18 protein-coding genes are annotated in these 21,528 nt (G+C 46.5%); 8 read left to right on the top strand and 10 right to left on the bottom strand.

The features are described from left to right. The first annotated feature begins 42 nt into the window (after positions 1-42). From KTG12_RS14660 to KTG12_RS14650, 3 genes are read left to right on the top strand one after another with little or no spacing between them, the layout of a single operon-like run. A complete protein-coding gene (locus tag KTG12_RS14660) occupies positions 43-801 on the top strand; it encodes a hypothetical protein (RefSeq protein ID WP_005638979.1) in 759 nt (252 codons plus the stop codon). Next, positions 773-1,156, top strand: a complete 384-nt coding sequence (locus KTG12_RS14655; RefSeq protein WP_005638982.1) for a GtrA family protein — start codon at positions 773-775, stop codon at positions 1,154-1,156. Before KTG12_RS14660 ends, KTG12_RS14655 begins: the two co-directional genes overlap by 29 nt. A gap of 6 nt (positions 1,157-1,162) precedes the next feature. Further along, complete coding sequence (locus tag KTG12_RS14650; RefSeq protein WP_005650082.1) at positions 1,163-2,095, top strand: glycosyltransferase family 2 protein; 933 nt, start codon at positions 1,163-1,165, stop codon at positions 2,093-2,095. A gap of 11 nt (positions 2,096-2,106) precedes the next feature. Here the strand turns inward: KTG12_RS14650 and KTG12_RS14645 are convergent, their stop codons facing one another. From KTG12_RS14645 to KTG12_RS14635, 3 genes are all read right to left on the bottom strand, one after another. After that, positions 2,107-2,508 carry a pyridoxamine 5'-phosphate oxidase family protein gene (locus KTG12_RS14645; protein WP_005638985.1) on the bottom strand — a complete coding sequence of 134 codons (402 nt, stop codon included), beginning with the start codon at positions 2,506-2,508 and terminating at the stop codon, positions 2,107-2,109. 74 nt (positions 2,509-2,582) lie between these two features. Continuing rightward, a complete protein-coding gene (locus KTG12_RS14640; protein ID WP_155143671.1) occupies positions 2,583-3,395 on the bottom strand; it encodes a helix-turn-helix domain-containing protein in 813 nt (270 codons plus the stop codon). Between the two features lie 12 nt (positions 3,396-3,407). Continuing rightward, a complete protein-coding gene (locus tag KTG12_RS14635) occupies positions 3,408-4,553 on the bottom strand; it encodes a glycerate kinase (protein WP_022321758.1) in 1,146 nt (381 codons plus the stop codon). Between the two features lie 172 nt (positions 4,554-4,725). On the opposite strand from KTG12_RS14635, the gene gnd reads away from it, so the two are divergent. The 3 genes from gnd to pgl all read left to right on the top strand — a co-directional run bounded on the left by gnd (position 4,726) and on the right by pgl (position 8,656). Beyond that, positions 4,726-6,219, top strand: a complete 1,494-nt coding sequence (gene gnd, locus KTG12_RS14630; protein ID WP_022321757.1) for a decarboxylating NADP(+)-dependent phosphogluconate dehydrogenase — start codon at positions 4,726-4,728, stop codon at positions 6,217-6,219. A gap of 250 nt (positions 6,220-6,469) precedes the next feature. Beyond that, positions 6,470-7,939, top strand: coding sequence for a glucose-6-phosphate dehydrogenase (gene zwf / locus KTG12_RS14625; RefSeq protein ID WP_046451484.1), 1,470 nt, complete (start codon positions 6,470-6,472; stop codon positions 7,937-7,939). Between the two features lie 15 nt (positions 7,940-7,954). Then, the gene (gene pgl, locus KTG12_RS14620) at positions 7,955-8,656 is read left to right on the top strand and encodes a 6-phosphogluconolactonase (RefSeq protein WP_022321756.1); all 702 of its coding nucleotides are present in this window, start codon (positions 7,955-7,957) and stop codon (positions 8,654-8,656) included. An 83-nt stretch (positions 8,657-8,739) separates the two neighbouring features. Here the strand turns inward: pgl and KTG12_RS14615 are convergent, their stop codons facing one another. The 6 genes from KTG12_RS14615 to KTG12_RS14590 form a co-directional block, all read right to left on the bottom strand. Continuing rightward, positions 8,740-9,648, bottom strand: coding sequence for a DUF368 domain-containing protein (locus KTG12_RS14615; RefSeq protein WP_005638997.1), 909 nt, complete (start codon positions 9,646-9,648; stop codon positions 8,740-8,742). A gap of 2 nt (positions 9,649-9,650) precedes the next feature. Next, positions 9,651-11,093 carry a tetratricopeptide repeat protein gene (locus KTG12_RS14610; protein WP_216945467.1) on the bottom strand — a complete coding sequence of 481 codons (1,443 nt, stop codon included), beginning with the start codon at positions 11,091-11,093 and terminating at the stop codon, positions 9,651-9,653. A gap of 78 nt (positions 11,094-11,171) precedes the next feature. After that, positions 11,172-12,914: a glutamine--tRNA ligase/YqeY domain fusion protein gene (locus KTG12_RS14605; RefSeq protein WP_046451485.1), complete on the bottom strand. Its 1,743-nt coding sequence runs from the start codon at positions 12,912-12,914 to the stop codon at positions 11,172-11,174. A 287-nt stretch (positions 12,915-13,201) separates the two neighbouring features. Beyond that, positions 13,202-14,455: an Nramp family divalent metal transporter gene (locus KTG12_RS14600; protein WP_005639006.1), complete on the bottom strand. Its 1,254-nt coding sequence runs from the start codon at positions 14,453-14,455 to the stop codon at positions 13,202-13,204. A gap of 174 nt (positions 14,456-14,629) precedes the next feature. Next, positions 14,630-15,949, bottom strand: a complete 1,320-nt coding sequence (locus KTG12_RS14595; RefSeq protein ID WP_005639008.1) for a PAS domain-containing sensor histidine kinase — start codon at positions 15,947-15,949, stop codon at positions 14,630-14,632. Continuing rightward, positions 15,949-17,304, bottom strand: a complete 1,356-nt coding sequence (locus KTG12_RS14590; RefSeq protein WP_046451486.1) for a sigma-54 dependent transcriptional regulator — start codon at positions 17,302-17,304, stop codon at positions 15,949-15,951. The genes KTG12_RS14595 and KTG12_RS14590 overlap by 1 nt, the downstream gene beginning before the upstream one ends. Before the next feature lie 332 nt (positions 17,305-17,636). Between KTG12_RS14590 and KTG12_RS14585 the strand changes: the two genes are divergently transcribed. Together KTG12_RS14585 and KTG12_RS14580 are read left to right on the top strand one after the other, a co-directional pair. Continuing rightward, entirely contained in the window at positions 17,637-18,971 is a 1,335-nt protein-coding gene (locus KTG12_RS14585; protein WP_138272903.1) for a TolC family protein, read from the top strand. A gap of 35 nt (positions 18,972-19,006) precedes the next feature. Next, a complete protein-coding gene (locus KTG12_RS14580) occupies positions 19,007-20,257 on the top strand; it encodes an efflux RND transporter periplasmic adaptor subunit (protein WP_005639016.1) in 1,251 nt (416 codons plus the stop codon). 119 nt (positions 20,258-20,376) lie between these two features. On the opposite strand, the gene KTG12_RS14575 is transcribed toward KTG12_RS14580, so the two are convergent. Next, the gene (locus KTG12_RS14575; protein ID WP_005639018.1) at positions 20,377-21,318 is read right to left on the bottom strand and encodes a nitronate monooxygenase family protein; all 942 of its coding nucleotides are present in this window, start codon (positions 21,316-21,318) and stop codon (positions 20,377-20,379) included. Positions 21,319-21,528: the final 210 nt, after the last annotated feature.

The raw sequence follows: 21,528 nt of genomic DNA, 5'->3' as shown, positions 1-21,528 counted from the left end.
TTCTTGTTTATTGGATATGTACAAAACTAAAAAGCAGGCTTTATGAAAGAGGATAATGATATTTTCAAGAAGTTCCGGGACTCTTTTAGTAAGATTGACGGACATTTCCATATATTAGAACAGCGTGTACCCGTAGAACGGCAGATGGAATATTTTAAATACTCGGAAAAGATCAGGAAAGATCAGGATAAGCCGGATATCTCGAAAATGGATTTTTCGGTTTTCGAGGATAGTCTGGATGATCCCGAATCGACTGTGGAACATAAGAAGTATGTATTGTCTATGCTCGCGACCTCACGACAGGTAAAAGCATACAGGATATTGGAAGAATATGCCCAGGCTCCGGATCCGGATGTGGCAGACTGGGCATATATGGCTTTGATGGAAAGCCGTATCGCTCTGGAATCCGAACTGTCGGACGAGAAGCAGATTTATATCTCTACCGGTTTGGGAGGAAAAGGGGAGAAGTTGCGTTTTTATGTGCTGATCCTGGCGAATGAGCTGAAACCGTTCTTGGAGTATCAGAAGAAAGTGATTGAACGTGAATTCCCCTATTCCTTGGAAAAGGCGGGTTGCGAAATCGAGCGGTTGACAATAGGTGAAAAATATATGGAGTTGGTTTTCCTGATCCCTGTCCGGGCAGATATCAAGCAGGCGCTGGACAAGGTGATCAACGAATGTAACCAGTATGGAAACTTTCTTTCGCAGGTCTTCACGATCACGAATGTGAAGGAGTTGTCGGCCGAGGAAGTGGAAGAGATTATAAAAAAGAATGGAGGAAACAGTCAAGCAAGCCATTAAATATGGTATAGTGGGAGTGAGTAATACGGTGATAACCGCCGTTGTCATCTGGATCATGATGAAGTTGTTCGGATGTTCGGATGTTGTTTCGAATATGGTCGGTTATGTAGCAGGCGTATTGAATAGTTTTATATGGAATAAGCAATGGACATTCCGAAGTTCGGCTGGATGGATCGGCAGTGCTGTCCGTTTCGGTGTCGTGTTCGGAGTGTGTTATCTGTTGCAATTGGGGCTTTTAGTGTATGTCCTGAATCCATACCTGTCGATCGACCCATATTATAACCAATTGATAGCAATGGCTTTTTACACGGTGATTAATTTTATCATGAATAAGTTTTATACGTTTAAAGCTTAAATGCAGATGAAGAAACTTGCGGTCATAGTCCCTTGTTATAACGAGGAGTTGGTCATTGCCGAATCATACCGGCGTACACGGGAGGCGTTGCATAAGCTCCCTGTTTTAACGGAAATTATCTATATCAACGACGGCAGTAGAGACCGGACGCGTCTGATGCTGGACGAGATCGCGGCTTCCGATCCGCAGGTGAAGGTGATCCATTTCTCCCGTAACTTCGGACATCAGCCGGCTGTCACGGCAGGTATCAACAATTGCGATGCCGACTTGGCTGTCATTCTGGATGCCGATATGCAGGACCCTCCCGAACTTATCCCATCCATTCTCGAATTGCAGGAAAAGGAGCAGGCGAACGTGGTTTATTGCGTCCGCAAGTCCCGCGAAGGGGAAGGGCTTTTCAAGAAAGTGACGGCGAAGGCTTTTTACCGTATGCTGAACTACATGAGTGATGTGAATTTCCCGTTAGATACAGGCGATTTCCGCTTGATAGACCGCAAGGTGATGGATCAGTTCGACCGTTTTCAGGAGCGTGGAAAATATATTCGCGGACTGATCAGCTGGGTAGGCTTCAAGCAGGTTCCTTTCTATTATGAACGAGAGGCACGTATTGCCGGAGAAACGAAATACCCGTTCAGCAAAATGTGGAAGTTTGCCACCACCGCTATGCTTTATTTCTCCAAGAAACCGTTGCGCCTGGCGACAAGCTTGGGCTTTATCGCCGTATTGGTCGGCATCGTGCTGGCCGTCTGGTTTACCTTAGGCAAGATATACGGCTTCAGCAATGCTGAAACAGGTTGGACTTCCATCATGACCTCCGTTATTTTCTTTGGCGGCGTCCAATTGCTGACAGTCGGTGTGTTAGGGCAATATATCGGCATCTTGTTTGACGAGATCAAAGCACGTCCGGAATATATTATCGACGAGAAGAAGAATTTCTAATCTGAATCTGGCTATTCGTGAATAAATACCCCATCGATCCAGATCGTAGCCTTTTGCCCTTTGAATTTGAGCAGGACATAATTCGGATCAGCCGGTCCTAACGGGAAGTGTGCGATAAACCATTCCTGCCAGAGCTCCTTTTTTATTTCAGCATCGGTAATTACCTCTACCTCTCCGGTTAATGCCACGCTATTGCCATTTTCGCTATAGCATAAGCCTGCTTTGGGATTCAGACGGAAATCTTTCGTTTTCAGAGAGTCGTTGCCGGTTGCCATCCAGACCACGGAATATCCTTCCGATTTGATTTTGCTCATGGGGACAGGGCGGGGATACCCTTCTTCGTTGACGGAAGTAATAACCACAACCTCGCAACGTTGCAATAACTGTTCTGCTTTTTCTTTCATAAGTTTCATATTTCAATGCTTTATTAGTTACGTGCAAATGTAGGGGTGGAACTGCCCTGCTCTATTGTAAAAAAACGACTTTTTCATTCCAGGTAAGTCAGCAAGACTTCTTCGGGGATAGGGATCGAGAGGAAAGAAGCCGGTGTATTGCCGGATAACTGCCGGATTTCCTTATTGAAGTGGGAGAGGTCGTAATAGCCCGCTTCAACGGCAATCGTAAGCAGGTTGTCCGGTACGCAATTTTTCAGCAGGTCGATGGTGTTTCTGAATTTCATGATCCGGCTGTATTCTTTTGGAGTATAGCCGGTATATGCTTTGAATTTGCGTTCGAAATGACGTTGGCAAATGCAGATTTCATCCGTCAATTGCAGGATCGGGAGACGCCCTTTCGAGCGATTGATCTGCTGCACGGCGAACGGAATCTGAGGATCAATCTCATAGTTGTCTTTCAGGCGGTGGATAAGGAACCGTTCGATCAGGCAAATCTGCTGCTGTAAAGTCTGTGCTTCACATAATGATTCGGCAAACGAGTCCGTAAAGAGAAGCGTCAAGTCGTTGCTGCTTATCCTCTGGTTCGTAAATTCAGAGAGAGGCGGTTTGCAGAAAGCGGTTAACCCGCAAGGATGGAAACGGACTCCCAGCATGTGAACGCTCGGCGTGTTCGTGACCAATTCCGAGAAAGTAGTCATCGGACCGACGAAGAAGCAACGATAGGGTTGCATGACCGGCTGGTTCGTGCCGACACATTGTGCAGTGTCTCCAATGGAAAAGATAAAGTCGCAGCAACCGTCCGGCAATATTTTGAAGTACGTGCCGAGTTCGGTTTTTCCTTTGAATACCCAATATTTATCAATGTAGGCCGACAATAGTCCGCAAGGTTGATATTCGGTGTACATATTTTTCTTGTTTTAGCGCGTGGCGAACGGGTGGATTACCGAACAAATCTGAGTCACCAGCCTGCGGATATTTTCTCTCGCAAATTCCGGTTCCATCGCTTTCTCCATTGTGACTGGACCGGGTGTGATCGAGAATATTCCCTGGAAGCCGGCCCGGTTCATTTGAGCTGCATCTTCTATGCTTCCTGCAAGTACTATGACGGGAATATTTTGTTTCCGGGCCTCTTCCAAGATACCGGAAGGCACTTTCCCCATCACTGTTTGCCGATCAGCCCGTCCTTCACCGGTAAAGATCAGGTCGGCTCCTGTTATTCTCTTACCGAAGTCCAGCACGTCGAGCATCAGGCGGATACCCGGTTTCAACTCGGCATTCAGGAACGCAAGGAAACCTCCGCCCATTCCTCCGGCTGCCCCGGCTCCGGGGATATCCGAAATGTCTTTGCCAGTAGTCGACAGGATAACCCGTGAAAGTGCCTGCATACCGGTATCCAGTTCTTTGACCATCTTGGTATCGGCTCCCTTTTGCGAAGCGAAGACGTAAGCCGCCCCGTCAGACCCGCAGAAGGGATTGCGTACATCGCAGGCAATCGTGAAGCGGGCCTCCTTTAAAGCCGGATGTACGGCAGATGTATCGATGGAGGCTACCTGCGACATGATCCTGCCTCCTGTCCCCAACAGATTTCCCCGCTTGTCCAGGAAACGAAACCCTAAGGCTTGCAGCATACCTAACCCTGCATCGTTGGTGGCACTGCCGCCTATGCCCACGATAAAATGGCGGCAACCTTGTTCGAGGGCGTCGAGAATCAGTTCTCCCGTCCCGTAAGTAGTCGTCAGCATCGGATTCCTTTTGTCTTCGGGAACCAAAGGCAAGCCGCTGACGGCTGCCATCTCGATCAGAGCTGTTTGCCCGTCGCCCGAAATACCGTACCGTCCCTGCACGAGCTCCATCAAAGGACCGTGTGCCGGCAGGGTCCGGTATTTCCCTTTTGTTGCGGAGGTGAGTATGTCTAACATTCCTTCGCCTCCGTCGGCGATCGGAAACAGCAAGGTCTCGCAATCGGGAAAGATCGTTTTGATACCTTCCATTACTGCACTTCCGGCTTCTTCCGAGGTCAGGCAGCCTTTAAAAGAGTCGATGGCTATTATTGCTTTATTCATTTTATCCGTCTTATAATGCTTCAGATGGTTTGTGAGTTCAAATGTATCTAAAGTTTATGAGAAATGACGGATTTCCAGAGAGAAAACAAAGCAATAAATAGATGCTCATTGGGAACAATTAGGTTAAAAAGAATGTTCCTTAAATAGAATTCAACATAAAAACAACTGAAATATGAAAGCAAATATAGGATTGATCGGGCTCGCCGTGATGGGCGAGAACCTGGCGCTCAACATGGAAAGCAAAGGCTTCACGGTTGCCGTATATAACCGGAGCGTACCCGGCGAAGAGGGAGTCGTAGACCGTTTTATCAATGGCCGGGGCAAAAGCAAACGTTTTATCGGAACGCATTCGATCGAACAATTGGTCGACTCGGTGAAAAGTCCTCATATCATCATGATGATGGTCAAAGCGGGGCGTCCTGTAGACGAGCTGATCTCGCAATTGCTCCCTTTCCTTTCGTCTGGCGATGTAATTATCGACGGAGGCAATTCTGACTTCCACGACACGGAACGTCGTGTGAAGGAGTTGGAAAAGAAAGGGATCTATTTCGTCGGAACCGGAATTTCGGGAGGCGAGGAAGGAGCCTTGCACGGCCCGTCTGTGATGCCCGGAGGTTCGGTGGAAGCTTGGCCGCTGGTGAAAGACATCTTGCAGGGAATTTCCGCCAAGTTGGACGATGGTTCGCCTTGCTGCGAGTGGATCGGAGCGGGGGGAGCCGGCCATTTTGTGAAGATGGTGCACAACGGCATCGAATATGGGGATATGCAGCTTATTTCCGAAGCCTATTCGCTGTTGAAAAAACGGAAAGGATTGGACAACGATGCGATGGCCGTCGTCTTTGACGAATGGAACGGAGGAGAATTGGATAGTTTCCTGATCGAGATAACCGCCAATATTCTGCGTTTTCGTGACGAAGACGGAAAACCGTTGCTCGACAAGATATTGGATGTCGCCGGACAGAAGGGAACCGGCAAATGGAGCGCGATTGCAGCGATGGACGAGAATGATCCGCTGACGTTGATCACCGAAGCGGTTTACGCCCGCTTGCTCTCGGCCTTGTATCCCGAACGAATAAAGGCGGCAAGCCTTTATAGTGGAAAGTTGAAAGTGGAAAGTGGAAAGTTATCAGACAACGCTCAACTTTCAACTTTCAACTTTCAACTTTCAATTGAAGACGTCCGTCAGGCACTATACGCAGCCAAGCTGATTTCCTATGCACAGGGATTCTCCTTGCTTCGCCACGCTTCCGAGCATTATGGTTGGGATTTGGATTACGGGACGATTGCCCGCATCTGGCGTAAGGGGTGTATCATCCGTTCCGTCTTCCTGCAAAAGATCACGGAGGCATACCGGAAGGACCCGGACTTGGAAAACCTGCTCTTTGATGACTTTTTCCACACTAAGATACAGGAGGCTCTTCCTGCCTGGCGCCGGATTGTCGCCGAAGGTGCGCTGAGCGGTGTCGCCCTGCCTGCCATGAGTTCAGCTCTAAACTATTTTGATGGGTTGCGCACGCTGTATTCGGCAGCGAATATGATTCAGGCTCAACGCGACTATTTTGGAGCCCATACTTATGAACGTACCGATCGCGAACGTGGTCATTTCTTCCACACCAATTGGACTGGGGAAGGAGGCAATACGGTTTCGGGCACGTATAGCGTCTGATTCTACTGTTTTGGAACTTTCCGAAAACCTCAAAAATAGTTTTTGAAGCTTTCGTAGAGTTCCGCCATCCTCAAAAATGTTTTTTGAGGCTTTCAGAAAGTTCTGCCACCCTCAAAAATGTTTTTTGAGGCTTCCGGAAAGTTCTGACACCCTCGAAAATGATTTTTGGGGCTTTCGGGAGTTCCGCTGCTTTAAAAAATGATTTTTGAGGCTTTCGGAAAGTTCTGACATCATTAAATTAAAAAAGCAAATGAAAACAGCAAGCAATCAATTATTAGTCATATTCGGAGCTTCCGGCGACCTGACGGGGCGGAAGCTCTTGCCCTCGCTCTACGAATTGCACGTTCGGGGCTTATTGCCGGAACGTTTCTGCATCTTGGGGGCGGCCCGTACGGAATATACGGATGACGAGTACCGCGCTTTCGAAAAGGTGCATATCCGGGAATCCCTGAAGAACAAGGAGGTGGACGATGTTGAACTGGACAGTTTCCTCCGCCGTGTCTTTTACCTTGCGTTCGATTCGACCAATTCCGCCGGATACCATAAACTGAAAGATCGTATCCATCAGTTACGGCAAGAGCAGCAGTTGCCGGACAAGATCATCTATTATCTTGCCACGCCGCCGGTGATGTACGAGTTGATCCCGACCTGCCTGAAAGAAAACGGGATGAATGTTGCCGGAAGCGAGGACGGTTGGCGCCGCGTGATCGTGGAGAAGCCTTTCGGAACGAGCCTCGAATCGGCCGAACGTCTGAACAAGCATCTCATCCATATCTTCGATGAGAAGGAAATTTACCGTATCGACCATTATCTGGGGAAAGAGACGGTGCAGAACATCCTGGTTCTTCGTTTCTCCAACGGCATATTCGAACCGTTGTGGAACCGTAATTACATCGACTCGATCGAGATCAGTGCCTCGGAAACACTTGGCGTGGAGAATCGCGGGAAATATTATGACGGGGCGGGAGCCTTGCGCGACATGATCCAGAACCATCTGATGCAACTGATGGCATTTACGGCGATGGAGTCGCCTTCGGTGTTCGACCCGGAGCCGATCCGCGACGAGATCGTGAAGGTGTTCCGCGCTTTGCGTCCGTATAAGACGCATGATATGGACAACCTGATTGTGCGTGGCCAGTACGACGGCTATCGGGAAGAGAAGAATGTGGCGCCTGACTCCACTACGGAGACGTACGTCGCTATGAAAATGTTTATCGATAACTGGCGCTGGAGCGATGTCCCGTTCTATATCTTTACTGGGAAGAAATTACCGGAAAAGAGTTCGGAGATCGTCGTGAACTTCAAGTCTACTCCTCACCAGCTTTTCGTCGGACAATGCTCGGGAGGTTCCTGCAACAAACTGATTATCCGTATCCAGCCGGACGAGAGCATCACGCTGAAGTTCGGTCTGAAGATGCCGGGAGCCGGTTTCACGGTGAAGCAGGTGGGTATGGATTTTCGCTATGATTCGCTTTCGAAGAACTATCTGCCCGATGCCTATGAACGCCTGTTGCTCGATGCCATGTTGGGCGATTCGACTTTGTATGCCCGTAGCGACGCTTTGGAGGCAAGCTGGCGGCTGATCGACCCGATCCTCCATCATTGGAAGGAGGAGGGTGCGAAGAACCTGTTCTTCTACGCCTCCGGTGAAGACGGCCCGATCGAAAAGGCCAAGTTGGGGATGACACCGAAGGATTGCCCTTGTCAAAGTTGTCAATGATAAAAAAGGATGATTATGATCATAGAGAATTTTAAAGATGATAAAGAGGCCCTCCGGGCAATGACCGGAGAGCTTGTCCGGTATATGGACCGGAAAGATGACGGCCTGCCTTTCAACCTCGCTTTGTCGGGAGGAGGGACGGCACAGAAGATGTTCGCTCTTTGGGTGGATGAATATAAGGATAAGATCGACTGGGATGCGATCCGTTTCTTTTGGGTCGATGAACGATGTGTTCCGCCAACTGACCCGGACAGTAATTATGGACATGCAAACGAGCTTTTGTTCAAGCCGCTGCATATACCCGCCGGTCATGTGCACCGCATTCATGGAGAAGTGGAACCTGGTACGGAAGCGATGCGTTATTCGCGTGTCGTGAAAGAGTATCTGCCCCGGCACGGGCAATTGCCCTATTTTGATTGCATCATCCTGGGTATCGGAGGTGATGCGCATACTGCGTCCATTTTTCCGGATACCTTGCCGCTGTTGACGGACAGCCGTAATTACGCCGTTTCCCAACATCCCGAATCCCATCAGTTCCGTATCACGATGACCGGCCCGCTGATCCTGAACGATTCGCCGTTGCTGGTCCCGGTCTTGGGGACGGGAAAGAAAGAGATGCTCGAAGAGTTGAAAAAAGGCTATTCGGCAACCCATCCTACGCCTGCCGCCTATATCCTTACTCATGCGGTAGAGGCGTTTGTATACACGACCTTATGATAAGGTGGGGGTGGAGTGAGAATAAAAAAGAGGTTCAACTGCAAAAAATGATGCTGCTGAACCTCTTTTTTTGTTGTAATTTATTATTTCGATGTTTTCATCGAGAGCTTTTCCAAGAAGTAAACGATGGCGTAGCCTAAAACCATCAGGCCGACAGCTTCCCAAACAAGTTGATTCGGCATGATGTTGGCTTCGACTAAAGGCTTTACAATGCCGTGGCTGTCCGTATAAGTCTCGATCGTTTCCTTCCAGGGCCAAACCTTGTTTAGCGAACCGAGCATAAAACCGGCCAATACGGAGATCGTAATGTCGTGGAACCGGCGGAGAGCGAACGAAAGCACACGGGAGAAACTGGTGATACCGATTGCCGCACCGCAGATAAACACTAACATTACGGGAATATTGAATGTCTTTACCGCCTCCATGATATAAAAATATTTGCCTAACAGCACTAAAATGAAACTACCCGATATACCCGGCAGGATCATGGCACAGATGGCTATCGCTCCGCAAAGGAAGATAAAGAACAGGTTGGAAGGTGTCTCGGCTGGTGTCGCAACCGTTATGTAGAATGCAATAACGATCCCGATGATATAACTCAGGATCGTTTTCCAATCCCATTTCTTGATATCTTTGGAAACGAACCAGGTGGAAGCAAGTACCAATCCGAAGAAGAAGGACCAGACCAGAATAGGGTGGTCTGTCAACAGCCAGGTGATGATTTTTGCCAACGAGAAGATACTGATCCCGATCCCTGCAATGATGGATAGCAGGAAGTTGGCATTGATTGCTTTCCAGAATGCCGCGATTTTTCCGGTAAAAAGCAGTTTGAGACTGGCTCCGTTAATACTTTTGATCGAGTCGATCAACTCTTCATAGATTCCGACAATGAAGGCGATGGTCCCGCCTGATACGCCAGGCACGACGTCTGCCGCACCCATACCCATGCCTTTTAGAACTAAGAGGCCGTAGTCTTTTAGATTTCTTTTCATGTTTAATTATTATTATCCTTATTCTTGAGGAATTCTTTCACCAGGTCTTCCGGTGGAATATGTTTGCTGCCGATACGCTCGATTATCCCTTCATAACTGAGCCCGGCATTTTTTAGATAATCGAGCAATTCTTCGGGAGATGTCTGCCTGTAGTGCTCACCGAAATGTTTCATATCTCCTTTTGCCAGATATGCCATTGCCATATGAAGATGCATATAAGGCGTTTCCGGACTGCCTTCCAACACTTTCTTATAGTATTGCAAGGCTTTGTCGATATCTCCTTTCATAAACAAATATTGGCCGGCACGGTATAAGCTCTCGAAGTCTTCTTGCTGCTTGTCTTCCACTTGGTCGAGGGCGGTGAAAAGGCGTTCAGTCGCTTCCATAGCTTTGTGTTCGTCTCCGTTTTCCAGATATGTAAGGGCCAGTAAGGAAAGGATGCGGATATTCTTCGGGAATAGCCTGGACGCTTGCATCAGGGCATCAGAGGCTTCTTTGTCACGTCCTGTTTCGACACAACATCGGATATAATTGATATAAATGCTTGAATCTTTCAGCTGACGGTTCTGTCTTAGTAGCTCTTTCAGCAAAACATAAGCCTTTTCGTAGTTCTCCAGCTTAATGTAGCATTCGGCAAGCAGGGGAGTGATGCGAATGTGGATATCGTCGGTCGTTGCAATATCATTATATACCTCGATTGCCTTCTCGTAATTTTCGTTCATGTACAGGCAATAGGCCTTCAGAATCTTCAACTCTTCGTTCGAATCGTCGCATGTGAGGGCAAAGTCGAATGCTTCGATCGCTTTCTCATAGTCTCCGCTGATGGAATAGAGGCGACCCAAAGTGAACCAGTAGTCGTTGGAGTAGGGGTTCTTGTCGATCAGTTCGTTACAGACCTCGATCGCTCTTTTTATATCGCCCTCTATTTCTAAATTATAGCAAAGCTCGTCTTTCAGGATCAGGTTGTCCGGGAAAAGCATAAGTCCGCGATTGATGAAATCGTGTGCTTCCTTAGTCATTTCCACATCCCCTAAGATTGGTGCGATATATTCGAATAGCGTTTCTAAATACTCGCATTTGTTGGCGATGAGTTTTTCTACATGTCCGATTACTTTGTCATACGAATCTTGCATGACGTAACATTCGAGACGCAGCATGTCGAGATCTTGATTGTCGGTTTCAGCTATTGATTCGATCAGAGCGAGCGCACTGTCATAGTCCTCGTTGTAGACATACGACTTGCATTGCCTGATCTGCAAATCGGGATTACCGGGATGAAGCCGTAGCCCTAGGGCCAGGACTTCATCATAGTAAGTATAATCATCAGATTCTTCAAAACTGTCCAACAGTTCATCGATTTCATCGGCATCAAAATAGGTGTCCTTACCTTCCTGGTGGCCGGTCAGATAACGTTGTAACAGGCGTGAAATATCTTTTTTCTTCATACTATATAATTGTTAATCAATGTGCCAATATGCCAATGCAATTGCATTCTTCCATTGGCACATTATCCCATTGGGATATTATTTATCTTTTACCTTGCTCCATGTATCTTTCAAGGATACTGTGCGGTTGAAGACTAATTTATCGACTGTAGAATCTTTATCTACATTGAAATAGCCGATACGCTGGAACTGTAGGTAGTCGAGCGGTTTGGAGTCTGCCAGGAACTTTTCGACATAACAATTTGTCAATACTTTCAAGGAGTCCGGGTTGATGATCTCTTTCATTGCTTCTAAAGGCGAGCAGTTTTTTGCTTCGCGGATAGCCGCCATCTCGTCGCGCGGGTTTTCCACTTTCCACAGGCGGTCGTATAGACGGACTTCTGCCGGCAGACAGTGTGCACAACTCAACCAATGGAGCGTACCTTTTACTTTCCGGTTGCTGTCCGGCATTCCGCTCTTGGTGTTCGGGTCGTATTCGCAATAGATTTCCGTAATCTCGCCGTTCTCGTCTTTCTTGCAGCCTGTACATTTTACGATATAAGCGTTTTTCAAGCGAACTTCCTGGCCGGGAGTCATACGGAAAAATTTCTTCGGAGCATCTTCCATAAAGTCTTCCCGTTCGATCCACAGATCGCGGCTGAATTCGATCGTATGGCTACCTGCCGACAGATCTTCCGGATTGTTGATCGCCTCCATCTCTTCCACTTGCCCTTCCGGATAATTGGTGATAATGAGTTTAACCGGGTTCAACACGGCCGATACACGGGTTGCACGAGTATTGAGGTCTTCGCGGACGGCACTTTCCAGTAGCGCAAATTCATTCAGCGCATCATAAGTGGTATAGCCGATCTTGTCGATGAACTTATGAATTGCTTCCGGTGAATAACCGCGACGGCGGAAACCGCAGATTGTCGGCATACGGGGATCGTCCCAGTCGTGTACCAAGCCTTCTTTTACAAGGATCAGCAGGTTGCGTTTGCTCATCAGCGTGTAACTTAGGTTCAGTTTATTGAACTCCGTCTGACGCGGACGGTTGTCGTTCAGATCCTTGCCCTCTTTCAACCAGTCGATGAACAGATCGTACAACGGACGATGCACGACAAATTCAAGTGTACACAACGAGTGAGTGACACCTTCGAAGAAGTCGCTCTGTCCGTGTGCAAAGTCGTACATCGGGTATGCTTTCCACTTGTCGCCCGTACGGTGGTGCGGAGTCTTGACGATACGGTAGATGATCGGGTCGCGGAAGTGCATGTTCGGATTTGCCATGTCGATCTTGGCACGCAATACCATCGAACCTTCTTCCAACTCGCCGCTGTTCATCTTGTGGAACAGCTCCAGGTTCTCTTCGATCGGGCGGTCACGGTAGGGACTGTTTGTTCCCGGTTGTGTCGGTGTCCCCTTCTGGGAGGCGATCTGTTCGGAAGTCTGCTCGTCGATGTATGCTTTTCCCTCCTTGATCAACTGGATAGCGAAGTCCCAGAGTTGCTGGAAGTAGTCGGATGCGTAATATATGTTATTCCAGTGGTAACCCAACCATTCGATGTCTTCTTTGATGGCGTCCACATATTCCAGATCTTCTTTTACCGGATTGGTATCGTCGAAGCGTAGGTTGCAAACACCTCCATATTTTTGTGCAATGCCGAAATCCAGACAGATGGCTTTGGCATGTCCGATATGCAGGTATCCGTTTGGTTCGGGCGGGAAGCGTGTTTGCACACGTCCCTTGTTTTTGCCTTCCGCCAAATCTTTTTCCACCATTGCTTCAATGAAGTTCAAGCTCTTTTTACCTTCTTCTTCGTTTGTTTTGATATCGCTCATCTTTGTAGTTAATTTGTCTATTCAAAGTTTGCAAAGATAGTGAAATAAAGGCCGGAATGCAACTGTTTTGCAACTTTTCTTTTGTCCTGTTTTTTCAGAAGGGAAGAGCTCTCGCACGCATTTCTCTTTTCGAACGAAGTGAGAGAGATTTACTTTTCTTTACTTTACTTTTCTTTTCTTTGTGTACTTAAATGCCGTTTTGGGGGAGTTTTTTCCGACCTGCGTCATCCGTGTCTGGTAATGTCTGTTTGACACACCCTCGCTGTCTTTAGGTTAGGGTTATTGTATTAAATCAGGCTTATCAGAAGCGCAATGTTTAAGAAGGTTACAAGTGCTCCTAAAGTGACTAAAATGATCGTTGTGGATCGTGAATTCACAAATTTGCCCATCACTTTTTTACTGGATGTCAGGTAAACTTGTGTAAAAACTGTGATTGGTAACTGTATACTTAGCAGCATCTGCGAATAGATCAAGCCTTTGAACGGATCACCCACGACAAATATGATAAGCAGGGCTGGGATGAACGACAACAAGACTCCTAATTTGGAATGGAGGTCTTTGTGGTTATAAGCTTCACCATATAACCCTGCAAAGATGGATGCTCCGGCTATTCCAGAGGTGATTGTGGAGGAAATACCTGCCAGCAGGAGTGCTCCGGCGAATATGATACCTGCATTATTTCCGACCAATGGTACTAATAGCTGTTGTGCCTGGTCCAGTTCGTCTACCGCAATATTCTGTTTGAAGAAGGTTGCTGCTGCCAGTATAATCATGGCAGAGTTGATCGCCCAGCCGATAACCATCGATAACAGTGTATCGTAGAACTCATATTTCAATTGTTTTTTGATCACCGATTCGTCCTCAAGGTTCCATTCGCGGCTCTGTATGACTTCCGAGTGAAGAAACAAATTGTGGGGCATGACAACGGCTCCCAGTACACTCATGATGATTAGCATGGAGTTCTCCGGGAAAGTCGGTTTTATCCATCCTTCGATGGCTGCTTCCCATTGTACGTCTACTAATGCCAGCTCATAGAGAAACGAAAGTCCGATGATTGAGACGAACATGATAATCCAGCGTTCTATTTTGCTGTACGTATTGGTAAGTAACATTCCGAGGCAGACAACCGTCACGATGACTGCGCCAACTTTGATTGGCATTCCGAATAGCATCCGCAGAGCAATGGCACCTCCCAACACCTCGGCAAGCGAGGTCGAAATGCTGGCCAGCATGGCGGAGATCAGGATGGGACGGCTCAGCACGCGCGGCATATATTTGTTGGTTGCCTCCGAAAGGCAAAGTCCAGTCACGATCCCCAAGTGGGCGACATTATGCTGGATGATGATCAGCATGATGGAAGAAAATGTGACAACCCAGAGCAAGGCATAACCGAATTCGGAGCCGGCAGCCAGATTGGTAGCCCAGTTCCCCGGATCGATAAAACCTACGGTAACAAGTAATCCTGGCCCGATATACTTTAACAGGTCCAGAGCGCCGGCACTCGGACGGTGGTTGATTTTGAGTTTGTCTAATATGTTCATATTAATAGTTTATGTTATTGTTGTGCATGATGATTCATCAGTGAACTAACAAATAAGGCAAGCCTACGATATTATACACCGATAAATTCTCATTTACCATCCAAAGATATAAAATATTTAATGGTGGAAATGTTTATGATAATTGATAATTTTTATCGGCTGATTATTTCCCTTTTAGGGGAATGTCAGTACGAATGTTGTCCGCTTGGCGGCCGGTGCGCTCTTCAGGGCGATGCTGCCTCCCGAAAGGCGCATGATCTGACGGGAGATGGATAGTCCGATGCCACTGCCGCCCTCTTTGGTGGTAAAGAATGGAACGAAAATGTGTTCGGCCTCTTCTTGCGGAATAACAGGCCCGTTATTGCTGACTTCAATCAGGACGGCTTCTTCTTCGTTACAATAGGCTTTTACTTCGATTAGACCATCCGCTTGCTCGCAACCGATTGCCTGCATGGCGTTTTTCAGCAGATTCAAGACAACTTGCGAGATCAAATTCTCGTCTGCATAGACGATCAGGTCGGAAGGCTCTACACTGACGTTGATCGTAATGTTGGGAAAATTAGTATGATGTCGAGCCAGCTTTACCATGCGTTCCGCAAATTTCTGGACATAAAATAGAGTGGGCTCCGGCGTTGGAATATGCGTGAATTTACGGTATGACTCCACAAAAGAAATTAGGCTTTTCCCTGTTGTGCTGATTACTTCCAACCCGTTGCGTATCTCGTCATCCGCGTTTTGGTGCAAAGAGAGAAGTGTGTCGCTTAGAGATGTGATAGGAGTGACTGAATTCATGATTTCATGCGTTAAGACGCGTGTCAGGCGAATCCATGAATCGATTTCCTTATCGTCCAGCTCACTGTTAATGTCGTTAATTGCTAAAATGCGTACATGTTTGTCCTGTAGTGTCATTTCCGAAACACGGATAGACAGGTGAACGTTGCCACGTTCATTGGTAAAAGATATCTGATGTTTGTCGCCCGGTTGGATGTTTTGTATGACGGTTTTCAGGTTCTCGTCTATACGAGCAAGTTGGCGTACATTCGTAAAGACGGCTAGTCCGAGCAAGCGCAAAGCCTCGTTGTTCGTCTGATAAATCACACCGTTGTCATCGAGCACTATAATACCAGTATTGACGCAGTTCATAATCAGTTCGTAATATTTTTCTTTCTGGGCGGCATCCGCTTTGGCCTGAAAAAGAATCTGCGTGATGCGGTTAAGCGATTCGCTAACCAGTTTGTCGTTCGACGAGCGTCCACGTGTCGCATATCGGAAAGCATAGTCACTGTTGTCTATCGCATCGAACATGAAAGCTACCTTTTGGGCGTTTCGCTTGTCGGACAGCAGGACTAACCTGAGGAAGAAGGACCACACGGATAAGATCGGGACAAACCACACCCATTCCTGCTGGAGAACTAAATAAGTACCGGCTATTGTCAGAAGTATGAAAACAGCAATACGGAGATAGAAATTATGGTAAAGACCTTTCAACAACATTATAGTTCGTATCGTTTAATCTTGTTGTATAAAGTCTGGCGGGAAATACCTAACTGGCTTGCAACAAGTGACAAATTTCCACTATACTTGTCCATCGCGTTTTTAATCATGTTATATTCCATCTCTTCCAAGGTTGTCGCCTCTTTTGTCACCGGCTTTTTTTTCGCCCGTGGAAAATCGAAATCGTTGCCGTCCAACACACTCCTTTCGGCAATGATGACGGCTTTTTCGATTGTGTGTTCGAGTTCCCGGATATTCCCGAACCAAGGTTGCGCTTTCAGCTTCTCTTTGGCATCCAGGCTGAGACACATGGCTGTTTTTCCATATATCTTGGTATATTTGGAAAGGAATATTTCGGTAAGGGGTACGATGTCTTCCGGTCGTTCTCTGAGTGGCGGTATCTCCACATGAATCGTATTGATACGATAGAGTAGATCCTCGCGAAAATTTCCTTTCTGTACCATTTCCTGTAAGTCACGGTTGGTGGCACAAATCAGGCGAATATTGACCGGGATAGGCGTATTGCTTCCTACACGGACGATACTACGGCGTTGCAAAGCAGTCAATAATTTGGCTTGCAAATGGTAGGAGAGGTTTCCTATCTCGTCAAGAAACAGTGTGCCTTTGTTGGCAACCTCGAATTTCCCCGGACGGTCTGCCCGAGCATCGGTAAATGCACCTTTGACATGTCCAAACAATTCGCTTTCGAAAAGAGTTTCCGTGATGGCCCCCATATCGACTGGGACCAATGTCTCCTTTTTCCGGTTGGAAAGTAGATGGATCTCGCGGGCAAGCATCTCCTTACCTGTCCCGTTTTCCCCAGTCACCAATATGTTGGCATCCGTCCGGGCTACTTTTTCAATTAGGGAACGAAGTTGCTGCATGGCGTTACTTTCCCCCCAAAACATTCCGCTTTCTTTGGAAACGACGAGTTTGTCTGTGGCGATCGAAATGCCTTTACGGTTTGCCGTCCGGATATTATAGGCCGTTTTCAATGTTTCCAGCAGTTTGGCGTTATCCCAGGGCTTGACCACGAAATCGGCCGCTCCTTCCTTGATTCCCCGTACGGCAAGGTCGATGTCCGCATAGGCCGTGAAAAGAACGACCTGTATCGAAGCATCTTCCTTTTTTATTTCCGAAAGCCAGAACAACCCTTCGTTGCCGGTATTAATACCGGCACTGAAATTCATATCCAGTAAAACCACATCAATATTTTCATCATGCAGTGTGGCTTTTATTTTATTGGGAGTAGAGATCGTGATCACCTTCTCGAAGCAAGTGCCTAACAGCATCTGTACTGCGGTAAGGATTCCTTTGTTGTCGTCAACTACCAGTATAGTGCCTTGTTTTGTCATCTGTTTTTCTTGTATGTCTGCTGCAAAGATAATTTGTTCTGCTGAGTAACTGATAATTTAAAAGAAATTTTGTTGTTTTACTGGTAGTCTTGTTTTTGTCTGCCACTAATTATTAATTAGGGTATATGCCCAACTATCTTTATGCCATTATCGAACTTATCCGAGCAGAATAGAACCCTGCTCGGATGACGGTCATTGTCTAATTCTTTTACAGTATTGTCTAATTTTTTGACACTTGGTAAAAGTACTGAATTTGTTAACATGTTGTGATATAATGTTTTGACTGTTTTGGCACGCTCTTTGCATTTTATCAGGTAGAAAATAATATAGCAATGAAAAGAATTATATTTACAACAGTACTTTCTTTTGCTCTGGCAGCCTCGATAATGGCGCAGAATAAAATATGGAGTTTGGACGATTGCATGCGCTATGCAGTGGAGAACAGTCCGAAAGTAAAGCAGCAGCTTTATACCAATAATACATACAAGGCTGAACATCAGTCCGCCATAGCCTCTTTTTTGCCTTCGATAAGTACACAAGTAGACGCTCAGTACCGATTCGGACGCTCTGTAGACCCGGAAACGAATACCTATGTAAACACTTCCACCTTTAATAACGGTTATGGGGTATACGCTTCTTTGCCGCTTTTCAGAGGTGGGCAGTTGATTAATCAATGGCGGTTGGCAAATGTGAATCGCTATATGGGGAGAAATGATTTGCAGAAGCAGAAAGATGATTTGGCAATCAGCATTATGGATGCGTTTATTACGGTTGTCTATTATCAGGGACTGGTGAAAATGTGTTCTGAAAAGTTGGAAGACAGCCAGCGCCTTTTATACAAAACGCGTCGCCAGGAAGAATTGGGTTTGAAAGGGAAGGCAGACGTTGCCCAGATCGAATCGCAGGTAGCTGGTGACGATTACAATCTGACGCATCAGCAGAACCTTTATAATACGGCGATGATGACCTTGAAGAACGCGATGAACTATCCGTCGGATTTGGCACTTGATGTCGATACGGTTGTTCCTCCCGTACAGGATATATTGGCCGAGGAATCTGTCAGTGCCATTCAAGATTATGCTATGGCAAATAATCCGACTGCTTTGCAGGCCGCTTTTCAATTGAAAGCTAGTAAAATGAATTACTTGATAACAAAAGGAAAATTACTTCCGACTCTTTCCGTCGAAGCTGGAATCAGTACCAGTTATTTTGAAAATCTGAAATCGGAAAACGCTCCCGTTGCTTTTAAAAACCAGTTTAAAAATAACCGTGGGGAATATATTTATTTTAGTTTTAGTTTTCCTTTTTTTGACGGCTTGTCTCGGATTACCAATATGCGCCGTGCCCGCAACAATGTCCGGATTGCTTATGAAAAGCAAACCGAAACACTTCGTCAGTTGCAGAAAGATGTAGAGCAAGCCGTTCTCGATCGGGAGGGCTATGCTAAAGAAACGATCCAAATGGAGAAGAAAGTAAAGGCCGATGCTTTGGCTTATCAGATAACCCTGCGTAAATTTGAGGAAGGACTGATGAGTCCACTCGATGTGCAGACAAATGCGACGATTTTGTTGAACTCAAAGGCTGATCTTTTACAGAGGCGTTTGCTGTACATAATGAAGTGCCGTCAGGTTGATTACTATAAAGGACAACCGTTGATTGGAAATTAAAAATTAAGAATTAAAAAATAAAAAAACATACAGTCATGGATATACAATTAGAAAAAAAGAAAGGTTTTCAAAAGAAGCATATTCCTTATGTAGCAGGTGGTGCTTTTTTCTTGATTTTGGTGGGATGGATTGTTTTCGGTGATCACGCTTCGACATTGAAAGTGGATGCCCGCGGTGTCAATATAGGGAATGTGACGAAAGAGCAATTTAACGATTTCGTTCGTGTGAACGGTCAAGTACAGCCCATTACGGTTGTGCAGCTCAGCCCGGAAGAAGGTGGTATCGTGCAGGAAAAAGTAGTGGAAGAAGGGGCACAGGTGAAGAAAGGGGATGTGATTATCCGTCTTTCCAATTCAAATCTCGACCTGCAGATCTTGGATGCTGAGGCACAGTTGGCGGAAAAGCAGAACTTTCTTCGTAATACACAGGTGACGATGGAACAGGACAAATTGAACAATCAATTGGAAAAAGCACAGCTGGATGTCGACATGACACGCTACCGTCGTGCTTATAACCAGCAGAAAAAGTTGTATGAGGAAAACTTGATTGCAAAGGAAGAATTCCTGAAAGCAAAAGAAGATTTTGAGTTGGCAAGTAAGAAATATGACTTGGTTGTGGAACGTTTGCGTCAGGATTCGATCTCCCGTACGATCCAGATGGACGAAATGGAAACTAGTTTGTCTAATATGCGTAAAAATATTGCTTTGGTTCATGAACGCAAGGAACATTTGAATGTCCGCTCGCAGATCGACGGTGAATTGGGATTGTTGGATGTCGTGTTGGGCCAAAATGTTTCGGCCGGACAGAAGATCGGACAAATAAACGATTTGTCGGACTATAAGATCGAAGCTTTGATCGATGAACATTATATCGACCGCGTGAAAAAGGGATTGTCCGCAACATTCGAACGTCAGGGGTCGGATTTTGAATTGAACGTACGCAAAGTCTATCCGGAAGTGCGAGACGGTAAGTTCCGTACGGATTTCGTCTTTACCGGTGAACGCCCAGATAATATCCGTAGCGGACAGACCTATTACATTAATCTGGAACTTGGACAGCCGACAGAAAGTATCATCATCCCGCGTGGAACCTTTTTTCAGAGCACAGGAGGTAGCTGGATATTCGTTCTTGACAAAGACGGCAAGAAAGCATATCGCCGCAAGATCAAGATTGGTCGCCAGAACCCGCAATATTACGAAGTCATCGATGGCCTTGAAGCGGGTGAAAAGGTAATAGTTTCCAGCTATGAAAGCTATAAGGACAACGAGGTGCTGGTACTTGAATAGTGGTTACCGAATGAACCGATTGTAACCGAACATGAGCGAGAAATCAATGACAAATGGAACAGTCACTTCTGCAGATGATAGGGCAGAAGTGACGTTGAAAAAAACTTTTGTGTCCTGACCTATAACGCCAGTTGTATCTTTTCCATTCCTTTGCGGAAGTCTTCCATGATTTCTTTCATGACTTCGGACACGGTCTGCATTTCGCGGAATAAGGATGCGACTTGTCCGATTTCCAGTTCGCCTTCTTGAAGATTTCCTTCGAAAATACCTTTCTTGGAACGGCCTTTTCCTAACAGTTCTTTCATTTCCTCGGCGGAAGCCCCACGGGCTTCGGCTTCTTCGACAGCTGTAGTGAATTCTCCTTTCACCAAACGGGTGGGGGAAAGTTTTTTCAACAAGAGCTTCGTGTCACCTTCGTTCAGGTTGAGACACAATTGTTTAAAGTTTTCATGTGCGGAACTTTCTTCTGTCAGGGCAAAACGGGTACCGATCTGAACCCCTTCGGCTCCGAGAGCGAAAGTTGCCAGCATGGCGTTACCTGTTCCGATACCGCCGGCAGCAATTAAGGGGAGAGTCGTGGCACGGCGTACAGCAGGTATCAGGCAAAGAGTCGTTGTCTCTTCTCGCCCGTTATGCCCGCCAGCTTCAAAACCTTCAGCAACGATAGCATCGACACCGGCTTGTTCACATTTGACAGCAAATTTGGAGCTGCTGACGACATGGGCGACTTTTATCCCGTGTCCTTTTAGAAAGCCTGTCCAAGTTTTAGGATTGCCGGCTGAAGTGAAAACAATCTTCACACCTTCTTCCACCAATATATTCATCAAAGCGTCGATTTCCGGATACATCAAGGGTACGTTCACTCCGAAAGGTTTGTCGGTGGTTGACTGGCATTTACGGATATGTTCGCGTAAAACCTCAGGGTGCATGGAGCCGGCTCCTATCAGGCCGAGACCACCTGCGTTGCTGACTGCCGAGGCCAGCCGCCATCCGCTGCACCAAACCATTCCGCCTTGAATAACTGGGTATTGAATACCGAAAAGTTGGCAAATTCTATTCATATTTATCTTTTATTTAGTACATATAGACTGCAATATTAATAAAATATGTAGCTTATTCTTATCATCTATAGCTATATTTGCAACTTGTCGCAAGTTTTAAGTAAAAGCTATTGAGGATGTTTTTCTGTAGGAGATACCGTCTTTTTTGTTGAAATACGTGACTTATTTTGCTTCAAACAGGCAGAAAAAGTGCCGAAGATTCCCGTTTAC

This window comes from Parabacteroides sp. MSK.9.14 (assembly GCF_019041495.1).
GTDB lineage: Bacteria > Bacteroidota > Bacteroidia > Bacteroidales > Tannerellaceae > Parabacteroides > Parabacteroides merdae.
This window is presented reverse-complemented; position numbering and strand designations above follow the sequence as displayed.

Bases quoted from the DNA above. Each gene is read 5' to 3' on its own strand.
- zwf (WP_046451484.1), top strand. From the start codon at position 6,470: ATGAAAACAGCAAGCAATCAATTATTAGTCATATTCGGAGCTTCCGGC.
- KTG12_RS14635 (WP_022321758.1), bottom strand. From the start codon at position 4,553: ATGAATAAAGCAATAATAGCCATCGACTCTTTTAAAGGCTGCCTGACC.
- KTG12_RS14605 (WP_046451485.1), bottom strand. From the start codon at position 12,914: ATGAGCGATATCAAAACAAACGAAGAAGAAGGTAAAAAGAGCTTGAAC.
- pgl (WP_022321756.1), top strand. From the start codon at position 7,955: ATGATCATAGAGAATTTTAAAGATGATAAAGAGGCCCTCCGGGCAATG.
- KTG12_RS14610 (WP_216945467.1), bottom strand. From the start codon at position 11,093: ATGAAGAAAAAAGATATTTCACGCCTGTTACAACGTTATCTGACCGGC.
- KTG12_RS14660 (WP_005638979.1), top strand. From the start codon at position 43: ATGAAAGAGGATAATGATATTTTCAAGAAGTTCCGGGACTCTTTTAGT.
- KTG12_RS14595 (WP_005639008.1), bottom strand. From the start codon at position 15,949: ATGTTGTTGAAAGGTCTTTACCATAATTTCTATCTCCGTATTGCTGTT.
- KTG12_RS14590 (WP_046451486.1), bottom strand. From the start codon at position 17,304: ATGACAAAACAAGGCACTATACTGGTAGTTGACGACAACAAAGGAATC.
- KTG12_RS14585 (WP_138272903.1), top strand. From the start codon at position 17,637: ATGAAAAGAATTATATTTACAACAGTACTTTCTTTTGCTCTGGCAGCC.
- KTG12_RS14615 (WP_005638997.1), bottom strand. From the start codon at position 9,648: ATGAAAAGAAATCTAAAAGACTACGGCCTCTTAGTTCTAAAAGGCATG.
- KTG12_RS14645 (WP_005638985.1), bottom strand. From the start codon at position 2,508: ATGAAACTTATGAAAGAAAAAGCAGAACAGTTATTGCAACGTTGCGAG.
- KTG12_RS14655 (WP_005638982.1), top strand. From the start codon at position 773: ATGGAGGAAACAGTCAAGCAAGCCATTAAATATGGTATAGTGGGAGTG.
- KTG12_RS14650 (WP_005650082.1), top strand. From the start codon at position 1,163: ATGAAGAAACTTGCGGTCATAGTCCCTTGTTATAACGAGGAGTTGGTC.
- KTG12_RS14600 (WP_005639006.1), bottom strand. From the start codon at position 14,455: ATGAACATATTAGACAAACTCAAAATCAACCACCGTCCGAGTGCCGGC.
- KTG12_RS14640 (WP_155143671.1), bottom strand. From the start codon at position 3,395: ATGTACACCGAATATCAACCTTGCGGACTATTGTCGGCCTACATTGAT.
- KTG12_RS14580 (WP_005639016.1), top strand. From the start codon at position 19,007: ATGGATATACAATTAGAAAAAAAGAAAGGTTTTCAAAAGAAGCATATT.
- gnd (WP_022321757.1), top strand. From the start codon at position 4,726: ATGAAAGCAAATATAGGATTGATCGGGCTCGCCGTGATGGGCGAGAAC.
- KTG12_RS14575 (WP_005639018.1), bottom strand. From the start codon at position 21,318: ATGAATAGAATTTGCCAACTTTTCGGTATTCAATACCCAGTTATTCAA.